12 protein-coding genes are annotated in these 21,166 nt (G+C 44.7%); 11 read left to right on the top strand and 1 reads right to left on the bottom strand.

Features of this window, described 5'->3' with window-relative positions; genetic code table 11:
• Positions 1 to 85: 85 nt before the first annotated feature.
• From H8B06_RS08535 to H8B06_RS08585, 11 genes are all read left to right on the top strand, one after another.
• Positions 86 to 2,722, top strand: a complete 2,637-nt coding sequence (locus tag H8B06_RS08535) for a hypothetical protein (RefSeq protein WP_190993859.1) — start codon at positions 86 to 88, stop codon at positions 2,720 to 2,722.
• Positions 2,723 to 2,878: 156 nt separating this feature from the next.
• Positions 2,879 to 3,154, top strand: a complete 276-nt coding sequence (locus H8B06_RS08540) for a hypothetical protein (RefSeq protein ID WP_190993860.1) — start codon at positions 2,879 to 2,881, stop codon at positions 3,152 to 3,154.
• A 227-nt stretch (positions 3,155 to 3,381) separates the two neighbouring features.
• Positions 3,382 to 4,407, top strand: coding sequence for a 6-bladed beta-propeller (locus H8B06_RS08545; RefSeq protein WP_223857549.1), 1,026 nt, complete (start codon positions 3,382 to 3,384; stop codon positions 4,405 to 4,407).
• Positions 4,408 to 4,557: 150 nt separating this feature from the next.
• Positions 4,558 to 5,730: a TlpA family protein disulfide reductase gene (locus H8B06_RS20910; RefSeq protein WP_190993862.1), complete on the top strand. Its 1,173-nt coding sequence runs from the start codon at positions 4,558 to 4,560 to the stop codon at positions 5,728 to 5,730.
• Between the two features lie 95 nt (positions 5,731 to 5,825).
• Positions 5,826 to 7,784, top strand: a complete 1,959-nt coding sequence (locus H8B06_RS08555; protein WP_190993863.1) for a TlpA family protein disulfide reductase — start codon at positions 5,826 to 5,828, stop codon at positions 7,782 to 7,784.
• A gap of 84 nt (positions 7,785 to 7,868) precedes the next feature.
• The gene (gene lepB, locus H8B06_RS08560) at positions 7,869 to 8,717 is read left to right on the top strand and encodes a signal peptidase I (protein WP_190993864.1); all 849 of its coding nucleotides are present in this window, start codon (positions 7,869 to 7,871) and stop codon (positions 8,715 to 8,717) included.
• 90 nt (positions 8,718 to 8,807) lie between these two features.
• Positions 8,808 to 10,733, top strand: coding sequence for an O-antigen ligase family protein (locus H8B06_RS08565; RefSeq protein WP_190993865.1), 1,926 nt, complete (start codon positions 8,808 to 8,810; stop codon positions 10,731 to 10,733).
• Entirely contained in the window at positions 10,693 to 11,769 is a 1,077-nt protein-coding gene (locus tag H8B06_RS08570; RefSeq protein ID WP_190993866.1) for an efflux RND transporter periplasmic adaptor subunit, read from the top strand. Before H8B06_RS08565 ends, H8B06_RS08570 begins: the two co-directional genes overlap by 41 nt.
• Before the next feature lie 12 nt (positions 11,770 to 11,781).
• On the top strand, positions 11,782 to 14,874 hold the full coding sequence (locus H8B06_RS08575; protein ID WP_190993867.1) for an efflux RND transporter permease subunit: 3,093 nt from the start codon (positions 11,782 to 11,784) through the stop codon (positions 14,872 to 14,874).
• On the top strand, positions 14,871 to 16,355 hold the full coding sequence (locus H8B06_RS08580; RefSeq protein ID WP_190993868.1) for a TolC family protein: 1,485 nt from the start codon (positions 14,871 to 14,873) through the stop codon (positions 16,353 to 16,355). The genes H8B06_RS08575 and H8B06_RS08580 overlap by 4 nt, the downstream gene beginning before the upstream one ends.
• Positions 16,336 to 19,536, top strand: a complete 3,201-nt coding sequence (locus H8B06_RS08585; RefSeq protein ID WP_223857550.1) for an efflux RND transporter permease subunit — start codon at positions 16,336 to 16,338, stop codon at positions 19,534 to 19,536. The genes H8B06_RS08580 and H8B06_RS08585 overlap by 20 nt, the downstream gene beginning before the upstream one ends.
• Before the next feature lie 69 nt (positions 19,537 to 19,605).
• Here the strand turns inward: H8B06_RS08585 and H8B06_RS08590 are convergent, their stop codons facing one another.
• Complete coding sequence (locus tag H8B06_RS08590; protein WP_223857551.1) at positions 19,606 to 21,051, bottom strand: DUF6600 domain-containing protein; 1,446 nt, start codon at positions 21,049 to 21,051, stop codon at positions 19,606 to 19,608.
• Positions 21,052 to 21,166: the final 115 nt, after the last annotated feature.

Consider the following 21,166-nt stretch of genomic DNA (forward strand, 5'->3'; position numbering starts at 1 on the left):
CCCTTATATCATGTCATTTACCTTAAATAACAAGTTGTCTCAACTATGCCTCATAACAAAGCTCCCTTTAATAATTACCGCCATCGTGGGAATAATAAACAGCGTCTATGCCCAGGATATACATGGAACACTCGATAAAGCACGGGAATACCACGGCGTACACTTTCAGGAGAAGATTTACCTGCATCTGGACAAACCGAGTTATACAGCGGGTGATACGATTTGGATCAAGGCCTATTGTACTGTAGGGGTTGAAAACCTGCTGTCTAACCTGAGTGGGTTGGCCTACATTGAGTTGATAGATCCAGCCGAGGAGGTGGTGTACAGGATGAAGATTCCCTTGGTGATGGGGCTTGGTTTGGCGGATATTGCCCTGCAGGATACAATTACCGAAGGTTCTTACCGCTTGAGAGCGTATACCAACTGGATGCGAAACGCTGGAGAGGAATTCTTCTACGATCGCACCCTATCCATCAGTAACGGCCGTTCGGATCGTGTGCTGACGAATACAAGCATAAAGCAAGATACCAAAGGACAGGTCTATACGATCAACTTAAGAGAATTAAATGGAGACCCTGTTGGTGATATCCCTGTGCAGTTTGAAATCCTGGATAAAGGGAAGGTGGTGGAAAGGAAACGTGGACGTGCAGATGGGGGAGGTGTGGTGTCTCTTACATTGGACCGTCGTCACGGAAACGCAATGGTGCGGTATCGTTTTGAAACGGCAGACGGGCGTACGGTTCAAAAGTTTGTTAAAGCCACGGATACTACAACATCATATAGCGTACAGCTTCTGCCTGAGGGAGGGAAGCTCTTGGCAGACCGGACAAATCGCATTGCAGTGAAGGCGGTGGACGCCGGTGGGCTGGGGATAGCGGCGGAGGTACTTTTCCTATCGGGAGCAGATACCGTCACCCGCGTACAGACGAATGTACTGGGCATGGGGGCTACAACATTGTTCCCTTTATCAGGCAGTCCGCTGCGGGCGGTTGCGAAGTTTGAAGACGGTATGTCTCAAGAAATTGCTGTGCCTACCGTTCATGTTTCCGGTTATTCGCTGATGCTGGACAATCTCCGAGAGGGGCGTTTGACAGCCGAGTTGAATCTTTCGGATGACCTGGTCGACGGCAGGGAATTCTACTTTGTGGTACACCATCTGGGAAGAGCCTACCTGGCATCGCGCGAACAGATGAAGGGGCAACAGGTTGTTTTTTCGGCAGGCACGGCCGACCTGCCTAATGGGGTGCTCACGCTCAGCGTTCTGGACAATAGGCTTATGCCTATTGCCGAGCGGCCATTCTTCCACTACGACACTTCGGAAGAAACGCCGATTACCATTACGTTGGACAGAGAAAGCTATTCTACGAGAGAGAAAGTGGCGGTAGAGATCGGGGCACGCAACGAAGCGGACAGCCTGCTGATCGGTGCGTTTTCGGCCAGTGTGTTACACTTGGGCAAGGTGGATAGAGATGAATTGGAAGAAGCTCCAAATATCCTGTCTACCCTGTTGCTCAGCTCAGATCTCAAAGGCTTTATCGAGAAGCCCGGTTTTTACTTTGCCAACGGCAATATCAAAAGACAGGATTTGGATTACCTGATGCTCACGCAGGGCTGGCGGAACATCGATTGGACTAGCTTGGATACTGTTGGAATCCCGCCGTACAGAGCGGAGAAAGGGATCAGGATTGCCGGCCATACCAAGAAATTGGGCAGAAAGACGCCGGAAGCGGGGGCGATAGTACAGCTTTTTCCGACAAGCAGTCTTTTGGAATATCAGGAAACGACCGCCGACCAAAATGGATATTTCGAGTTTGGCGATTTGCTGTTTCCGGATAGTATGTCCTTTGTCCTATCGGCAAGGGACACTAAGGGTGAGGATCGGATCGATATTACCGTAGTGGAGGAGGATCTGCCGGGGATCGGTCCGAATCGGAACATTCCGTTGGAGCGGAGCGATGTGAACGCGTTGCAAGTGAACCAGATCAAAGCTTCCAATGCCCGTCTTGCCGAGCTACGGCGTGCCGGACTGGCAGAAGGAACGATCATGATCGATGAGGTGCAGGTGAACCATAGGCAGAACAGGGTGTCCAATAGATCGAAAAATCCGTATGGGGCAGGTAATGCTGACTATATATTTACAGCAGAGGATTTTCAGGGACACACGCATTTAGGTCAATATATGATGGATCAGATTGGTAGTGTGTTGCGTTGGGATCCGGAGACAGGCTGGCCGATGGGGGGCATAGGTGTGTACGTCTTGGATGGTATGAGTATAGATTCGATCAGGGTGCAGTCTATTCCCATTGATGCAATTGAAAGTGTAGAGGTTCTTGCCAATGGATTCTATGGTGTCGATCCGAAAAAGATTATCTTTTATATAACGACTAAACCCGGTAATGAGGCGTTCAATCGAATCTCGATGCCGCGTGGCAAAACGAGTATACGTCCTGGAGGACTGTATGTAGCGAAGACTTTTTACAAACCTATCTATGGAGCAACCGCATATCCGACCGCTGTAAAAGATTTGCGTCCTACCATTCACTGGGAGCCCAGTTTGGTCATCAACAAGGGAAAGCATATACATTTTGATTTTTATGTTTCTGATGAGTGGGGTAAACATTGTATCGTATTAGAGGGGGTAGATGTACAAGGAGGTATTTGGCGACAGTTGTCGGAATTCAAGGTTTTATCTCGGGAGAGCGCTGGGCATACTTCTCCTTAGTTTCTGTTATTTTTAATTGATTTGTTGTTTGTAAGGTACGAACCTAGGAATATAAATTAATAGATATACAATATGAATATTCAAGAATAATGTCGTGAAAGGTATACGTTATAAATTTATATTTACAGTAATATTCAATTAAAAAAATAAACAATTATGAAGAGAAGAAAAATTTTAGCATTAGTTTGGTGCGTTTTAGCGTTGGGTACGCTTGAAGTATTTTCGCAGGAAGAGGAAGAAAAGAAAGTAGCTTATATTCAGCCATATCAGGAGACAAGAACTGAATATACTCGTATTGGGGCTAGTTGCGTACATACTACGTATCGTGTGACGGGGCAGGCGTGTGTGGGATTTGGCATGCTATCCTGTAATGAATATGAGTATAGTGAAGTTATCTCTGAGTCTTCAGGCAAATGCCCTCCCGGTTATTAAAAGCTGATATGAGTTATAGCTTCAGGTTTTAGAATAAAGAATAATAGATGGTTGGCTATCCATGACGTAGGGCCAACCTCTTTTTTATAGATAAAAAAAATAGATATGTTAATCTACTAGTGATGAAAATATTAATTCGATTTTTTTTGTTGCTGAAAATTGTCTTGGTTCTGATATCATGTACCCATACGCAATCAGAAAATGATGTGGCAAAAAAGGTTTTGGACATGTCTAAAGCTAAAAATTTTAAATACGCTGATGTACGAGAATACCTTGTCGATACAATTTTGTTTAGGGAGCCACAGATCATATATTTGGAAACTTCTATCGAGTCACTGCTGAAGACTGTCAGCAAAGTGTTAGTCGCTGACAATGAAATTTTTGTATTTGATAACGAAACCCGTAAAATATGTAAATTCGATATGTATGGCAAGATTCAAAAAGTATTACACAATATAGGAAAAGGACCTAGAGAATACCGCGGAATTGCAGACTTCGCTGTAGATACCATAAATAAGGAAGTATTGGTGTTATGCGAATTTCCATATAAGATATATATTTATGATTATGATTTCAATTTCGTTAAAGAAATTAGGACTCAGATTTTGTATTTAGAACTGGCTGTTACAGAAGATAGAATCTATTGCAGAAGAGCTCCGTTTAACGATGGCCAAGTAAATGCTTTTCATGTTGATGTTTTAGATCGATCGTCCGGAAGAATAGAAAAAAGTATTTTACCCGTCTTTACGGACAAGAACATCGACTATTCGAAATTTACTATCGGTATTGGTAACCTTTTGACTAATAATCGAAGGCCAATGATCGCAGTTCCAGATCGAAATTATATTTATAGTTTATATGAAGAAGGTGAGCTTGAATATACAGTTAACAAACTGGGTTTTGACGATATGACTGGAATTTATAATTGGACAGAGGCGGACGATTATATTTTCTATAAAAATGATCACGCTCTAGCTGTAATTTATAAAGAAGAAAAAAAATTATATGCATACAAATATGGTGTGTTTAATAGTGCATTAAATACTACAACTAATCGCATGGTTACTTCAAATCATGAGAACGGACTGGTCTGTGTGATGTATGCTGATCACGCTATAAAATTGCGGGAAAAGATTAATGAATATGTTGAGGGAAATGGGAAGATAAATGATGGAAATCGGAATTTTTTAAATTTTTCTGCTGCCATTCAAGAAGAGGATAACCCTATATTGTTTTTTTATCTAATGAAGTAACATTTACTGATTTGTAAAGATTACCAGATAAAAGATTATTATCATCGAGCGTTTTAAAATATGGTGAGACAGTGTTTGTTCAGTTTAATTCTACTTCTACTAAGCTTTTACACGTATTCGCAAGACTATGTAAAGATACAAATGGAGAGTGTGGCTGATACTGCAGTATCAACTATTTCTCACTCGTTGCACATTCCGAAGGGAAGTTGGGAAAATACATACGGAAAACAGAAGTTAGAAGACCTAGATTGCGATAGTGCGTTTTTCCTTCATGCACCGGTTGATTACTTCCAGACGATTTTTCAAGCGTTCAAACGGGAGGATATGTCACGTGATTTTTTAGAAAATCAAATAGCAAAGTGGGGGCTTGATACCCTTGAATTGACTCCCGTAACAATTAGATCCTATATCTCAGCGTTAATAGCATATCAAAACGGCGAAGCTTTACTTATTATAGATAGTAACAACAATGGAAGTTTTAGTGATGATAGGATCCTCTCACAAGAAACTGTCAACGAATCACGCACTCATAGGATTTTATACGAACGACCCAGGGAAGGAAAAGTTGTTCAAGATTCACTGACAATTCATATTGAGAATGTCAATTTTCCAGATAAAATAATACGATTTAGATTTGTCGAGAAACGAGAAGGTTACTTTAAGCTGGCAGGAAAGAGATATAAGGTGACATTGGAAGCTCTGCTAAACGATTATGATTTTAGTGAGCTTTCTACCCTGAAAATTGATGATCAAGAAAAAACGATCGGTGAATTTTCGCTAAACCATTTAATTACAGTAGATGAAAACTTAGTCTACCAAGTTTTTTCCATTTCAAGAGATGGAGGGGTGATCGAACTTAAAAGATATAAACATAAGAAACTCAGCTCTCTTCAGATCGGAAACTTTATGCCACCTTTTAGCGCAAGAAGTATAAATGGAAATATTACCCACAGTGACGATTTTAAAGGGAAGTATGTATTAGTGTATTTCTGGAACTCTAGCTGTGCCGGAAGTACTTATTTGTTAAAGGAGCATGTCGACTCATTAATATCTTCAAATCAGGATTTGACACTGCTTTCAATAGCATTGGATAAGTTAGAGCATCTTCCTCTTTCTTATATTCAGGAAGAGAGTTTACATAATTTAATTGTGGAACCGGCGAATGGTCAACTCAATCAAATTTTTCAAATCAAAATCTTTCCAACATACTATCTGATCAACCCAGATGGAAAGATTCTTTTAAAGAGTGAAAGAGGCGTGGATACGCGTACTTTTAACGAAAATATACTGAAAGCTATTAGAACCGACCGAGACGACTTCTAAATCTACCTAACAAGCTCCCGTTGTTAATACCCCTACATTGGATTGTTTCATTAAATTTGGAAAAAGATAACATACCAACCATCAAATTATAAACAATGAAAAAGATATTCAACCTATTTATCGCGTTAGTTTTCGCAACTAAGCTTTTTGGTCAAACCCGCTCTATAGAACATCTACCGGCGGAGTTACAAAACTCCGGTATTTATCACATCGCAGCTATTCGAAACGTCGATACCGCCACCTTTGTGGATGTCCATGTGACTTTTATTCCGGGATGGTGGACCATGTTTTCCAAAAAGAACTTTATTAAAGCGATCGATTCAGAACAGAAAATGCATCCGAAAGGAATTGCAGGTGCTGTATTTGAAGAAAAACTTCGGACACCCAAATCTGGCGATACACTCGTTACATTGGTGTTTGATCCGTTGCCGGCAAATGTAGCGCAAATTGATTTTGGCGAGGGGGAGAAAACATATATTTATGGGGTCGATATACATGGAAAGACAGATCCGACGATTAAAGATTCCGAGGATCAAAAGGAAGAAGAAGCGTTGGAATGGGTTCATGCTGAATTGGCCAAAGCGGAAAATCCAAAGGTTTTGGAATCCTATGACAGCGAAGATTTTTTTCGGAGGGATTCGGTCCGTATCGTAGGTTATATTAAGGGCTACGATCCGCGACTTGGCTTTTCAAGCGGTATCATTTACCAAACCGACCAGTTCACGAGAGAAGATTTCCCAGCTACCGCGAGGATTTATGAAAACGGCACTTTTGAGGTTTCGTATGAAGCCCTTTATCCCGAAATTTCATATATATCAATCAATGATCAAGTGATTGAGTTTTATGCCGAGCCAGGACATACCATAGGGTTGCTGTTGGATTGGGAAGACTTTTTACAAAGCGATCGCTATAGGGATAGAAGCTATATCTGGCAACATATACAGTATTTGGGGGATTTAGGAAAATTTAATGAAAATCTATTTGCTATTGATCTTCTTGAACCCGACTATAATAAGTTAGCAGATAGCCAGAAGAGAATCATGCCTAATGATTTTAAAAATACGTGGATAGAAAAATGGCAAGCTGCATCTCGGCGGACTGATTCTGTTTTGATTGCAGATCAAGTTGATACTAAACTTTCGTCGCTGGTTAAAGCGGAAGTTGATGTTCAATACGCGAGTTACATTTTTGAATATACTATGGCTAGGGATTATTATAGTAAGCAAGACACCAGCAACATGGTCTTGAAGACGCCACTTCCGGACGACTACTATAATTTTGTTACGACACGGGATTTCAATGATCAGGTATACTTGGCTACCTCTAAATTCTCTACTTTTATTAACCGCTATGAGTATGCTAAACCATTTCGTATCCGGCCGTCATTTACAGATTCCACATTGACACAGCCGGAGACAGCGAGAAGCGGTTTGATTAATGACATAGCTTTGGGTAGGCATATTGCGGTCATGCTCAAACAACTTCCCGATTTTGGAAAAAAGCTTGTGCAAAATCAGCCTATTATGTATCCCATTGTGGCTCGAAGTATAAAGGACTACGCCGAGTACGTAGAAGCCCGTAGAGCAGGTTACGAATTGCCCGATACCTACGGTGCACAGGTCTTCAAGAAAATAGCCGATAAATATAAAGGTAAGGTGCTGATTGTAGATTTTTGGGCAGAGTGGTGTGGGCCTTGTCGGACAGGTATAGAACGGCATTTGGCCGATCGGGAAAGGTATGCAGATCATCCGGATTTTGCATTTGTATTTGTGACCGACGAGAGCACCAGCGAAAAATTCTATCGGGACTATACAAAAAAGCAAAAGATGGTTAATTCCTACAAAGTAAGTAACGATGAATACCGTGCATTGCGCGAGCTGTTCCGATTCAATGGGATTCCACACTATATCCTGGTTGGCGCAGAGGGTAGAATATTCGATGATAAATATATGATGCGTAGCTGGAAGTCTGACTTCGTTAAACGTTTTCCGGATAAATTTAAAAGAGAGGATTTTTTGGATAATCCGTCTGCGAAAGAATTGAGTCAGAATTGAGCCGCCTGTTTCTTTCCCAAAATTAGGGTACTTTGCTTTATTTGTCATCGATGATAGACAGTAAAAAAGTATGGTATAGCGAATATGAAAAGAACCAAAAGTAATAAACGGGATATCTGGAGAATGGTATTAATCGGCATTATAACAGTGATCGTCGTCATAACACTCCGTATTCTTGTTTTTGCATCTTTCAAGATCCCTTCTTTCTCCATGGAACCCACGCTGTTTGCAGGTGATTTTATTTTAGTGAATAAGCTGATTCCCGGCCCACGGATAGATTTTCTTGGGAATAACGAAGAAGGACGACCGTTGCGTTTGATCGGTTACCGAACGATAAAACGCAATGAAGTATTGGTATTTAACGATCCGTATTACAAATCTGCAGAAATTATTCAAAACTGGAATGCCTATTACGTCAAACGTTGTGTAGGCATGCCGGGAGATACGCTATACATCGCCGGTGGTATTTATTATAGCAATGGACAACGGAATAAAATCAACGATAAAATAGCGACTGACAGCGCACAGTACGCAGCGATGCTACCCAAATTCCGGATTCCGGGAAGGTTTAAAGAACTCGGCTGGACAATTGATAATTTCGGGCCGATCTATATCCCCGCTCAAGGCGATTTGGTTACACTGGATACCATCAACATTCATCTTTACCGCCCACTAATCGAATATGAAACAGGGAAAAAACTGGTGGAAATGGAGGATGTATACTTATTAAATGGAGAGGTTTGCAGGCAATACCAATTTAAGCTGGACTACTATTTTATGGCAGGCGATCGCGGCACGGATTCCAAAGACTCCCGATACTGGGGTTTACTGCCGAAGGATCATATCGTGGGCAAAGTAGCCTATATCTGGAAGTCCAAGGATTCGGGTACGGATAAATATCGATGGGACCGATTCTTTAAGTCCGTGGAATGATGGCTGTAAGAATTGAGTCAGAATTGAGTTGCCCGTTTCTTTCCTAAAATGCGAACGCTTTGTTTTCTTTGTTTTTAAACCCATAGAAAGATGATACAGCAACCGCGTATATGCTGGATAAATTACATTTGCCTTCTGCCGTTTATCGCGCTGTTAGGTAATGTATTGCTTGCCGATGACTGGCTAACGCATACCCATATTGGCAAGCATATCGGCTTTTATATCGTAATGGCCTTCATTCCACTGGCCACAGCACTGTCGTTTTGGAACAACCGAGCAGGTGTTAAATTCCATCTGGCCGACTATTTTATCGTCATCTGGCTGGCGATTTCTTTCGGCCTGTCCTACCTCTATCTCCAAACGGTCAACAATAAGATGGCCATTTTCGTGATGCTTGGCGCATTGTATTATTGTTTCCGCATTTTTTTGGCGCAGACCCAAATCAATCTGCGGATTTTAATGCTTGCTATCATGCTTTTGGGCTGTGTAGAGGCCGTATGGGGGCTATTGCAATTGTATGGCTTTGCGCGTTCACAACATGCGCTATATGGTGTAACGGGTTCCTTGTTTAATCCCGGGCCGTATGCGGGCTTTCTCGCCATTATCTTACCTGTTTCGCTTTTTTATCTGTTGTGGGACAGACAAGCGCTAGCAAAACACCGACACCGCAAGGCTGCTTTTTTTAAAGTCCGCTGGTTTACGGCGATGATTACTTGTATCGTTATTGTCTTGGTCTTACCGGCGACCATGAGCCGTGCCGCTTGGTTGGCAGCAACAATAGGATGCGCGACGGTATTTGGGGGATACTACCGCTGTTTTTTAAAACCGAAACGAGCGAAGCGTAGTACGATAGGAAGGATGATAGGCATTGCCGCTGCGTTTACAGCCGTTATGAGCTTAGCGACAGCCGGTATTTATTATTTAAAAAAGGATTCCGCGGATGGCCGTACGCTGATCTGGAAACTGAGTGCAGACCGGATGTCAAAAACCTGGGTGGGAGAGGGGATGGGAACTTTCAGCGGCGTATACGGAGGGGCACAAGAGGCTTATTTTGACTCGGGTGCCGGAGTAGAACGGGAAAAATGGCTGGCAGGAGAACCGGAATACGCTTTTAACGAGTTTCTGCAAATAGGCGTAGAGCAGGGATATCTTCCGCTGGCCTTTTTTATCCTGATCATCGCCTTTGCACTCGTTACGGGCATTCGCTACCGACGGTTCATGGCGGACGGTGGTCTGATGGCCATATTGGTATTTGCTTTTTTTTCCTATCCATTTAGCCTGATGCCTTTTTTGATTGTATTTGTGTTTTTTTTAGCCAGTTGTATATCGCTTCCCTATGCGTTTACCTATTACCTCGACTTTATAAAATCTAGCCCTATTCCCTACCGTGTCCGCAGGCGATGGAATGCGTATACAATGATTTTTGCCTTGCTATTATCAACGCTTTATGTCGCCCAATCTTTGTACAAACGATATCCCGTTTACCAGGCGCATCAAGCCTGGGCACAGAGCCAGGTGTATTACCAAACGGGCATGTATAAGCGGGTTGTTGACCTATACAAACCGCTATATCCCTTGCTACTCGATCAACCACATTTTCTTTTTGAATATGGGCGTAGCTTGTACATGATGGGCGAATACGAGGAGAGTATAGATGTGCTTTTCAAAGGTGTGGACATCAGTGCGGATCCGATGTTCCGGATTTTGATCGGTCGGAATGAACAGATGAAAGAGGATTATTTACGGGCAGAGGGACAGTATCGTTTTGCGGCGAACCAGGTGCCTAACCGCCTTTATCCACATTATTTGCTGGCAAAACTGTATGATGAGATAGGCGAATACGAAAAAGCTTATGACATTGCCCTAGAGGTCGTCAATAAGGAAGTGAAAGTACATTCGCCGGCTGTCGAAGAAATGAAAGCAGAAATGCAGAAATATATAGAACAGGGAAAAAAAGAAAGTAAGTTAAATAAGGATGATAAGAAAAAGAAATTTGTGCCGGCTCTGGTTTATTAGCGGTATACTGTCACTAGCTTGTAGTGGCAGTGCGGAGGAACAGCGTACGGCAGAGAGACATGTGCAGGCTTTACCGCCCACCGAAACGGCAGAGGTGAAGGCTTTCTTGCTGCAGGAAGTAGTCTTTAACCATGAGCTGATTTCCAATGGGACGATCGTTGCATCGCAGAAAGCTGATCTGCGTTTCGAAGAGGCGGAGGTGGTCGAAGAGATTTTTGTAAAAAACGGGCAACGCGTCCAAAAAGGACAAAAAATTGCGCAATTGGCACAATTTAAATTGCAGAACGCTCTCAAACAGGCTTCGGATAATCTGGAAAAAGCCAAACTGGAACTGCAGGATGTGTTGATCAGTCAGGGCTTTACCTTGGCCGACTCGCTAAAGGTGCCAGAGGAGACGATGAAGATCGCCAAGATAAAAAGTAACTATGAGTATAGCCTGATCCAATATGAACTGGCAAAACATAGCTTATCCCGATCGGTATTGTACGCGCCTTACGATGGTGTCATCGCCAATCTATCCGCAAAGAAATATAATTTGCCACCGAGCAACGAGCCTTTTTGTACGATCATCGCCAACGACGCAATGGATGCCCAATTCACGGTACTGGAAACGGAGCTTCCGTTGATCCGACAGGGGGATCGGGTGGAGCTTTCGCCGTTTTCTATCCAGAACTACCAGGCAACGGCGGTAATCGATGAGATTAACCCACTCGTGGATGAAAATGGTATGGTGAAGGTGAAGGCTCGTATACGGGGAGCTGCGCAGGGCTTGTACGAGGGGATGAATATCCGGGTGCGCGTGCAGCGCTCGGCAGGTAAGCAATTGATCGTGCCGAAGGAAGCTTTGGTATTGCGAAATAACAGAAAGGTAGTGTTTACGACAAAAAGCAATCAGGCGCTGTGGAATTATGTAACAACGGGACTGGAGAACGCTACCGGCTACGTGATTACAGAAGGATTGCAAGTAGGGGATAGTGTAATCTATGAAGGAAATCTCAATTTGGCGCATGAGACGCCGGTGAAGGTCTTACGCTAAAGTGTCATACAAATGATCAAGTACCTTATCCAAAGACCGATAGCTGTATTCATGACATTCCTAGCATTTTTCATCCTGGGGGTCATTACGTATCTGCATATTCCTATTTCGCTGTTGCCGGATATCCCGATCCCCGAGATCACCGTGCAGGTATCGGGCAAAAACATGTCGGCACAGGCCTTGGAGAATACCGTCGTCTCGCCCATCCGGCGACAACTGTTGCAGGTTTCACATATCCGTGATATCCACAGCGAGGCGCATAATGGACATGCCCTCATCCGGCTGAACTTTGCGTATGGAGAGGATACAGATCTAGCCTTTATCGAAGTTAACGAGAAGATCGATGCGGCGATGAACCAGATTCCCAAAGAGGTGGAACGGCCGCGTGTGGTTAAAGCGAGTGCAACCGATATCCCCGTGTTTTTTCTCCATCTAACCCTAAATGAACGAGATGCGGTTCATGACAAGGATCGCGAACAGGAATTTTTAGTGCTGAGTGAGTTGGCGAATACGGTCATTAAAAAACGGATTGAACAATTGCCGGAGGTAGCCATGGTAGATATTACAGGGATTGCCGACAAACAGATATTGATTTCGCCCAAGCAGGATATGCTGGCGGTGACGGGCATTACGCTGTCGGATATCGCCTCGACGTTGCAGGATAATAACATCGAACCGGGTGCTACCTTGGTGAAGGATGGGCATTATGCGTATAACATTACGTTTTCGGCGGTCGTACGGACGCTCGAAGATATTAAACAACTCTATATCCGTAAAAATGGTCGGATTTTTCAATTGCAGGATCTGGCAGATATGGAAATGGGGGCACAACAAGAGAAAGGGATCGCCTTATATAACGGGCATCGGGCAGTCAGTATGGGTATCATCAAACAAGGTGATGAAAATATGGCGAATTTGCAGGAGGCCTTGGCGGGAACGATCGCGAATTTAAAGCGGACCTATCCGGATATCCTGTTTTCGACCACGCAAAACCAAACGGAATTACTGGATTATACAATTTCGAATTTGCAGCAAAATCTTGTACTTGCCTTTATTTTTGTGTGTTTGGTGTCTGTGTTTTTTATGCGGGATGCCCGCTCGCCGTTGATTATCGGATTGAGCATGTTCGTCTCGCTGATCATCAGCCTATTGTTTTTTTACCTGTGCAATGTCTCGCTCAATATCGTTTCCTTAACGGGTTTGGTGTTGGCGCTGGGGATGATGATCGATAACGCCATTATCGTTACCGATAATATCGGTCAGTATCGCTTAAAAGGTGTTCCCATTGACGAGGCTTGCATAAAGGGAACGAACGAGGTGATCAGTCCGATGCTCAGTTCGTCTTTTACGACTATAGCCGTTTTCGTGCCGCTCATCTTTATGAGCGGTATCGCTGGTGCCTTGTTTTTTGATCAGGCTTTTTCCGTTGCCATCGGTTTATTGGTGTCGTATCTGACAGGTATCTTGCTGCTACCGGTACTGTATAAATTGCTCTACACTATTCGACTGCCTTGGAGGCAATCCGCAAAATCCCACGTCCAAACCGAGAACAAGAAGCCTCCTTTTCTAGAACGTGTATATCACCGAGTTGCGGATTGGGTCTTTTCGCACAAGATAATTACCGTCATCCTGATCCTGGCCATATTCCCGCTAAGTGCCTGGATGTTTTTCGTCATCCCGAAAGAAAAAATGCCGGAGATCAGCCAGCATGAAATTGTCGCCAAGATTGAATGGAATGAAAATATCCACCTGGAAGAAAACCAAAAGCGCGCGCAGGCGCTGATAGCACATGTGAAACCGCAGGTGACGGTTACCTCGGCTTTGATCGGACAGCAGCAGTTCTTATTGAATCGTGAACGGGAACAAACGGTGTCGGAAGCTGAAATATATATGGCCGTTGCGGATCAGACGGCCGTTACCGGGCTTCAGGATAGTGTGGCGGGGTATATCGCCCGCCTGTTCCCGCAGGCGATGTTGACCTTTGCGCCGACAGGAACAGTATTCGAGCGGATTTTCTCCACAGCGGAGCCAGACCTCCGGCTGGAGTATTATCCCCGAAACCAACGGCAGATGCCCGGGCAAGATTCTATTACGGCTTGGCAGAAACGTATCTATGCGATTACCGGACATATTGCCGGCAGTGTGCCGTTCCAAAAACAGCTGAATATACAGATTGATCACGAAAAGCTTTTGCTATATAATGTTCCCTACCAACTGGTGAACCAGGCGTTGAAAACGAACTTGAAAGAGGAAGAGGTGACGACACTCCGGTCTTACCAGCAGTACCTGCCGGTGATGCTCGGCCAGGAGCGTGTAAACGTTAATGAATCGATCCAACAGACCTTGCTGAACGTACCGGGAACACAACGGGACGAACCGGCGCGCCGTATTCCGCTAAAGGAATTTGTGCATATGGAAATAACGGAAGGCATGAAGTATCTGACCGCGGGACGTAATGGGGAATTTATTCCTTTTGAACTGCATGACCTGGCGCAGCCGGAGGCGACATGGCAACAACTGCGGGAGCATATCAAACCCAACAGCGAACGGGATATCGATTTCTCGGGTGCATTTTTCTTTAACCAGCAGATGCTAGATGGGCTGCTGCTTATCCTGCTGGTGTCCATCATGTTGATGTATTTTATCCTGGCGGCACAATTTGAAAGTTTTGTGCAACCGCTGATTGTATTGATGGAGATCCCGATCGCTATCGCAGCTGCTCTGGGCTTGTTGATGCTATTTGGTTATAGCCTTAACCTCATGTCAGCCATAGGAATCATCGTAACCAGCGGTATTATCATTAATGACAGTATTCTGAAGCTAGATATCATAAACCAGCTCCGCAAGCAAGGTGTCGACCTGTTGGTGGCTATTCATGAGGCGGGACGGAGAAGACTGAATGCCATCTTGATGACCAGTATGACGTCAATCGTCTGTATGCTTCCGCTGTTGTTCAGCAGTGATATGGGATCGGAATTGGAAAAGCCTTTGGCGGTAGCGACTATCGGCGGTATGTTGATCGGAACGCCGATCAGTCTTTTTGTGGTACCCTTGGTGTATTGGTTTGTTTACCGTAAGAAGGGGACGAAAAATGTAACGATATGAAGCAGTATTTTTTTGTTTTGTTGATGGTAGTCAGTTGGTGGAATGGCGCGAAGGCGCAGTCCGGGAAATCGCACCAACTGACGTTGCAGGAGAGTATCGATATGGCGAGCGACAGCTCGTTGCAGTCGTTTCGGTTAAAAAACCTGTATATGGCGAATTATTGGCAATACCGCTCGTTTAGAGCGGCACGCTTGCCTTCGTTGAACTTGAATTTGGTGCCGGTACAATATAATCGGGAGTTTACCAAACGGTACGATCCGGATAATAATATTGATGTGTACCGTGTCCAGCAGTCTTTCTATACGTCCGGGAATATTTCGATTAACCAAAATCTCGACTGGACAGGGGGAACTTTTTTTATCGATTCGGAACTGGGATATTTCCGAAATTTTGGTCAGGCAGCTTTTTCGCAGTATTCCAGTGTTCCGCTGCGTATTGGCTATATTCAGCGGCTCATGGGCTTTAATCCGTTTAAATGGGAAAAGAAAGTAGAACCGCTGAAATTTGAGAAGGCGAAAAAGCAATATTTATATGAAAAGGAGGGGATAGCGGAAGACGTTATTGAGCTCTTCTTTGGTCTCGCACTGGCACAGGCGGAGTTCGATATGGCTCGGGATAACGTGAGCTCTTCGGATACCTTATTCCTGATGGGGCAGGAGCGGTTTAAGATTGCGGCGATCTCACAGGCGGATATGCTGACGTTGAAACTGGATGCGGTAAATGCCCGGAATACCTTGAAAAACAGCGAAATTGAATTGCAGCGGTCGACGTTCAGTTTGGGGAATTACTTGAATATGGGCAGACAGGAGCGGCTTACGGTCGTTTTGCCGCAACGACCTATGCACATCGATATTCCGGTGGAACAGGCGTTGTCATTGGCAGCTGAAAATAACCCCGATTACTTGACCAATCGGCAGGAAATCATGGAGGCTGAACGGGAAGTGGAACGTACGCAGCGGGAAGCTGCTTTTCAGGCAAGTCTATCGGCGAGTGCAGGGTTCAACCAGGTGGATCCGACTTTTGCCGGTGCTTATCGAAACCCGCTACAGCAAAATTTGGTGAGTGTCGGCTTGACGATTCCTATTCTGGATTGGGGGGTTCGGAAAGGGAGGGTCAATATGGCCCGCAACAACCTGAATGTAGCGAAAATATCCACGCAGCAGCGTGAACAAAGCCTCGAGCAGGATATTATGGTGACGGTCAGCGATTTTGGGGTACAACAGGATATGGTGAATAGCGCCGAAGAGGCATTGGAGCTGGCGGTTGCGGCTTTTCAGGCCACAAAGCAGCGCTTTATGATCGGTAAATCGGATATCAATAGCTTAACCTTGTCGCTTAACCGGCAGAAGGAAGCCCAGAAAAATTACATTGCTTCGTTGAAAAATTATTGGAAATGTTATTTCCGGATCCGAAAACTGACGTTGTTCGATTTCCATACCGGAGAATCGCTGTCTTATCTTTTTGATCAATTACACCGCTAAGCTGATGGAAGCCGCTCGGAAAATATCGTCGTTCTCGATTATTTTGGTGTTCGCCTGCCTGTCGTTAGTCGGGTTGACCCTGATACCGCGGTTAGCGATTAAGTTAGCTCCATCCCAAACATTGCCCCATATCAGTGTACATTTCTCGATGTATGGAAGTTCGCCCCGGACGGTAGAAATTGAAGCAACGTCACGGTTGGAAGCCATGCTAAACCGCATCGATGGCATCCGGAAAATAAGCTCAAAATCGGGAAATGGCTGGGGACGTATAAAACTTGAGTTTAATAAACATAAGGACATCGATGTGGCTCGCTTTGAGATATCGACCATTATCCGCCAAACTTGGGGCATGTTGCCAGAAAATGTCTCCTATCCATCCATCTCACAAAGCAGGGTGGATAGAGATGCCAATAAACCCATATTAACCTATACCGTGAATGCGCCGGTAACACCCCATGAAATACAGAACGTTGTAGAAACCAGTATCAAACCACCGCTCAGCCTTATCGAAGGGGTTTCGGAGGTGGATGTGCGGGGAGCGGTACCGATGATATGGCGTTTGGAGTACGATGCGGATGTCTTGACGAAATACAGCGTAACGGTCCGGGAAATACAACGGGCGCTGTCAGAGTCCACGCGAATGGAATTTCTGGATATGGCCATGGTGGAAACGGCGGACCAGCGGCAGGAATGGATACAGGTGACGGCTCGTTCACAACAGGAATCCTTGCCAGATATATTAAACCAGGTTGGTGTCCGGCGAGGTGATGGAGCTATGATACCTTTGGGGAAACTGCTGCGTGCGGAGCGTGTGCAAGATCAAGTCCGAAGCTATTTTCGTATCAATGGATTGAACTCTATCTACCTGACCGTGGTGGCCGATGAATGGAGCAACCAGCTGGCACTCGGGAAAAAGTTAAAGCAGCAACTTGCCGCTATGAAGGGAATGCTGCCAATGGGATATGAATTACATCTCAATTATGATGCAACGGAATTTATCGAGACAGAACTGGATAAGATTTATTTTAGGACGGGTTTGACGTTGCTCATCTTGCTGCTGTTCATGTTGCTGACCTATCGTAACCTAAAATATATGCTGCTGACCGTGGTATCCTTGTTCAGTAATCTCGCTATAGCGGTGATATGTTATTATATATTGGATATGGAGATACAGTTGTATTCGTTAGCGGGTATTACGATTTCGCTCACATTGGTTATCGATAATACCATTGTGATGGCTGAACACATCATTCGGGAAAAAAATAGACGGGCGTTTATGTCGATTATGGCGGCTACGCTGACGACCATCGGCACCTTGTCCGTCGTGTTCCTGATGGATGAACGGGTTCGGCTGAATTTGTTGGATTTTTCGTTGGTGATGATGGTCAATCTGGGCATATCGTTATTCGTGGCATTATTTTTAGTGCCGGCGTTGGTGGATAAACTTCAATTGGACAGACGAAAGCGAAAACGTACCGCACGTCAAACCCGGCGCAGTCGGAAGAAATTAAGATGGTCGGTTGCTGTTTTCCGCTTTTATGGGTTGCTATGTGGGTTTTTATACCGTTGGCGTGTCATCGTGATTATTTTACTGATACTAGCTTTTGGTTTGCCGGTATTTCTGCTTCCTGAAAAAATAGAGAAGGAAAGCGAATGGGCAAACTGGTACAACCGTACCTTAGGAAGTGAATGGTATAAAGAGGCTATCGCGCCATATGTTAATCCGGCTTTGGGTGGAACCTTACGTCTGTTCGTCCAAAAAGTAAAGCATGGGACTTATTTTACCGAACGGGAAGAGACGACACTGCAGGTGAATGCGTCCTTGCCGAGCAATTCGACCATAGCCGAGATGAACGGGCTGATACAGCAAATGGAAAGCTACATTAGTCAATTCCCCGAGGTCCGACAGTTTCAAACGGATATCTATAATGCGCAACAGGCCAGTATCCGTATACAGTTTATGCAGGAGCATGCGCGTGGCGGATTTCCGTATATGTTAAAATCCCGACTGATTACGAAATCGTTGGAGCTTGGAGGAGGCAGTTGGGGGGTGTACGGACTGGGAGATGGCTTTAGTAATGATGTCCGGGAAGGGACAGGATCTTACCGTGTGGAGATGTTCGGTTATAATTACGACGAATTGTCGTACTGGGCAGAACGATTCAAACAAAAGTTAATGGAGCATCGGCGTATAAAAGAGGTGTTTATCAACGCGGAGTTCAGTTGGTTCAAGGATGATTATGAAGAGTTTGCTTTTGCACTCAAGAAGAACCGCCTGATCGAAGAAAATATACAGCCCTATCAATTATATGAACAATTGAATACGGTACTCGGAAATAGAATAAATGCGGGTAGCCTCCCGACGTCCGAAGGCTTGGAGCGTGTTTTTTTGCATGCCAGGCAAACGGATACATACGCGATCTGGGATATGCTAAACGTACCGATACAGATCCATAACAACACCTATAAAGTAGGGGAATTGGCGAGCATGGAGAAAACGCAAATGCCGAAGGAGGTGGGAAAAGTCAACCAACAATACCGCGTATGCCTGCAATATGAATACATTGGGGCGCATGAGCAGGGAAGAAAGGTGCAGGAAATGCACATCGAAGAATTCGCGGAAGAACTACCGTTGGGGTATACGATCAAAGATGCAAACCCTCGATATGGAGGGGATAAAAAACAAACCAACTATTTCTTGTTGGCGTACGTGTTTCTGGTTATTTATCTTGTCTGTTCGATTCTATTCAATTCGTTTAAAAAGCCGTTGTACATCATCTTTGTGATTCCGGTTTCTTTTATCGGAATATTTCTGGCTTTTTACTTGTTTTCGATTGAATTTGATCAGGGGGGATATGCTTCGTTTATCCTCTTGGCGGCATTGACGATCAATGCAAATATTTACATCGTGGAAGAATATAGCTACCTGAGGAGAACCCGCCCTGCTAGCACACCGTTACGGGCATACATGAAGGCATGCCAGGTGAAGATAAGGCCTATTTTGTTGACGGTTTTATCCACGATACTCGGCTTTATTCCTTTCTTGATCGGTGAAGGGAAGGAGGCTTTTTGGTTTCCGCTTGCGGTGGGAACAATGGGCGGACTGATCATATCCACGTTAGCGACGTTGCTTTTTTTACCCTTTTTTATGGGTATTGCAAAAAGGCAGAAGTTACGCTAAAAAAAGAAGCCCCCTGTTTTGCGTTTGCAAACAGGAGGCTGTCTTTGCTTCAATATAAATAGAAAATTTTTATCTGCTTCCGCGGGCAGAGGAGGAGCGGCTGGTGCTACTACCACGTGAACTTGCTTCACTGCTGCGCGATGAAGAACTGCTACTGCGTTGTACACTGGATCTGTTTGACCCACTCGAACGGTTTACACTATTCGAAGAACTGCTGCTAGAGGAACGGCTAACCTGTGCTGGTGCACTGCTTCGTTGACTCGTTTGATACACATTGCCTGAAGGCGCGCTCTGGCGGGATGGTTGACTGCGTTGTGAAGGCGTCTGTGTGCGATTGGGTGTAGCGCGTTGTTGCGTATTGCTTCGATTATTTTGTTGCGGTTGCGCTGTTGTTCTCCGGTTTACCTCGCTACGTTGTTGTGTGGCGCGGGTATTCGGCTGCTGGCTCCGCGGTTGTGTTGCGTTCTGATTCCGCTGTGTTGAACTGCGGTTAACATTCGACCGTTGTTCGTTGGAACGCGTCTGACGCTGAGTTGTTGTACCTTCGCGATTACTCGAAGTAGAACGATTGCTTGTATTCGGTGTCCGTGTCGCATTTTGATTGCGATTGGAGGACGTTGTATTGCTACGTGTTGCGTTTGCACGATTTTCTGTCGTACGCCCACTCGTGCGGTTAGGATTATCGCCAATATAGCGCTCTGTTCTGCCATTATTCGAACGGGTAGTCGTTGCACGCGTATTTCGGTTTGACTCCGTTGCACGTACTGCATTTTGGTTACCACGCGTATTGGTAGCCCTATCCGGACGATAAATGGATACCGAACGACGATCTACCTGTGAGCGTCCTGGACGTTCCGTTGTACGAACATTTCGAACATTAACGCGACGACCAATTTGACGCTCGATATCGCGACGAGCTGGACCGCCATAATAACGGTTGTTGTTTACAATATACGTATTGTTGATAATCGTTGTGCGGTTGTAAATATTACGACGGCCATAGGCCCAGTGACGATGTATATGCCGGTCGTAAATACGTCTTGAGGGAAGAAACACCCATAAATTGATCGGTAAACCAACAGAAACAGTAACGCCCACAGATGGAGACATAGGAGCCCAGCCGTAATAACCACCGCCACTGCGCCAGTCGACCCAAGCAGGTCCCCACTCATAATCCGGAATCCATCCCCAACCACGATAGTTGGTATAAACCCAACGCCCATAATGGAATGGTGCCCATCCCCAGTCGTAGTCGGATACCCACGTATTACCATATTCGGTCATCGTCCAATAACCGTTTGTACCGTACGGACGAAAATTAGCCTCTGCCCTTGGAAACCAAATATCACCGTAGGCAGGATCACGGTCCCAATGCCCATATGGAGATAACTCATTGTAAAATAAATCAAATGAAACTGAACCGTGAGGTTGAGCAGACACTTGTTTATGGGAGCAGACACTAAATGCAAATGCAATTAATGCAATCAGTAAGGTGGGAGTTTTTATGCTTCTCATGATCTTCTTCTTTAAATAATAAAACCATTTACTGTTTATTATTGTTATGACTGCATAGTAATAGCAAAGGTTTAATTGACGATAACTTCAGTGATAAGGTATGATCAGCTTCCTA

Source organism: Sphingobacterium micropteri (assembly GCF_014692515.1).
In the GTDB taxonomy this organism is placed as follows: Bacteria; Bacteroidota; Bacteroidia; order Sphingobacteriales; family Sphingobacteriaceae; genus Sphingobacterium; species Sphingobacterium micropteri.

Bases quoted from the DNA above. Each gene is read 5' to 3' on its own strand.
- H8B06_RS08540 (WP_190993860.1), top strand. From the start codon at position 2,879: ATGAAGAGAAGAAAAATTTTAGCATTAGTTTGGTGCGTTTTAGCGTTG.
- H8B06_RS08545 (WP_223857549.1), top strand. From the start codon at position 3,382: ATGTCTAAAGCTAAAAATTTTAAATACGCTGATGTACGAGAATACCTT.
- H8B06_RS08555 (WP_190993863.1), top strand. From the start codon at position 5,826: ATGAAAAAGATATTCAACCTATTTATCGCGTTAGTTTTCGCAACTAAG.
- lepB (WP_190993864.1), top strand. From the start codon at position 7,869: ATGAAAAGAACCAAAAGTAATAAACGGGATATCTGGAGAATGGTATTA.
- H8B06_RS08565 (WP_190993865.1), top strand. From the start codon at position 8,808: ATGATACAGCAACCGCGTATATGCTGGATAAATTACATTTGCCTTCTG.
- H8B06_RS08570 (WP_190993866.1), top strand. From the start codon at position 10,693: ATGATAAGAAAAAGAAATTTGTGCCGGCTCTGGTTTATTAGCGGTATA.
- H8B06_RS08575 (WP_190993867.1), top strand. From the start codon at position 11,782: ATGATCAAGTACCTTATCCAAAGACCGATAGCTGTATTCATGACATTC.
- H8B06_RS08580 (WP_190993868.1), top strand. From the start codon at position 14,871: ATGAAGCAGTATTTTTTTGTTTTGTTGATGGTAGTCAGTTGGTGGAAT.
- H8B06_RS08590 (WP_223857551.1), bottom strand. From the start codon at position 21,051: ATGAGAAGCATAAAAACTCCCACCTTACTGATTGCATTAATTGCATTT.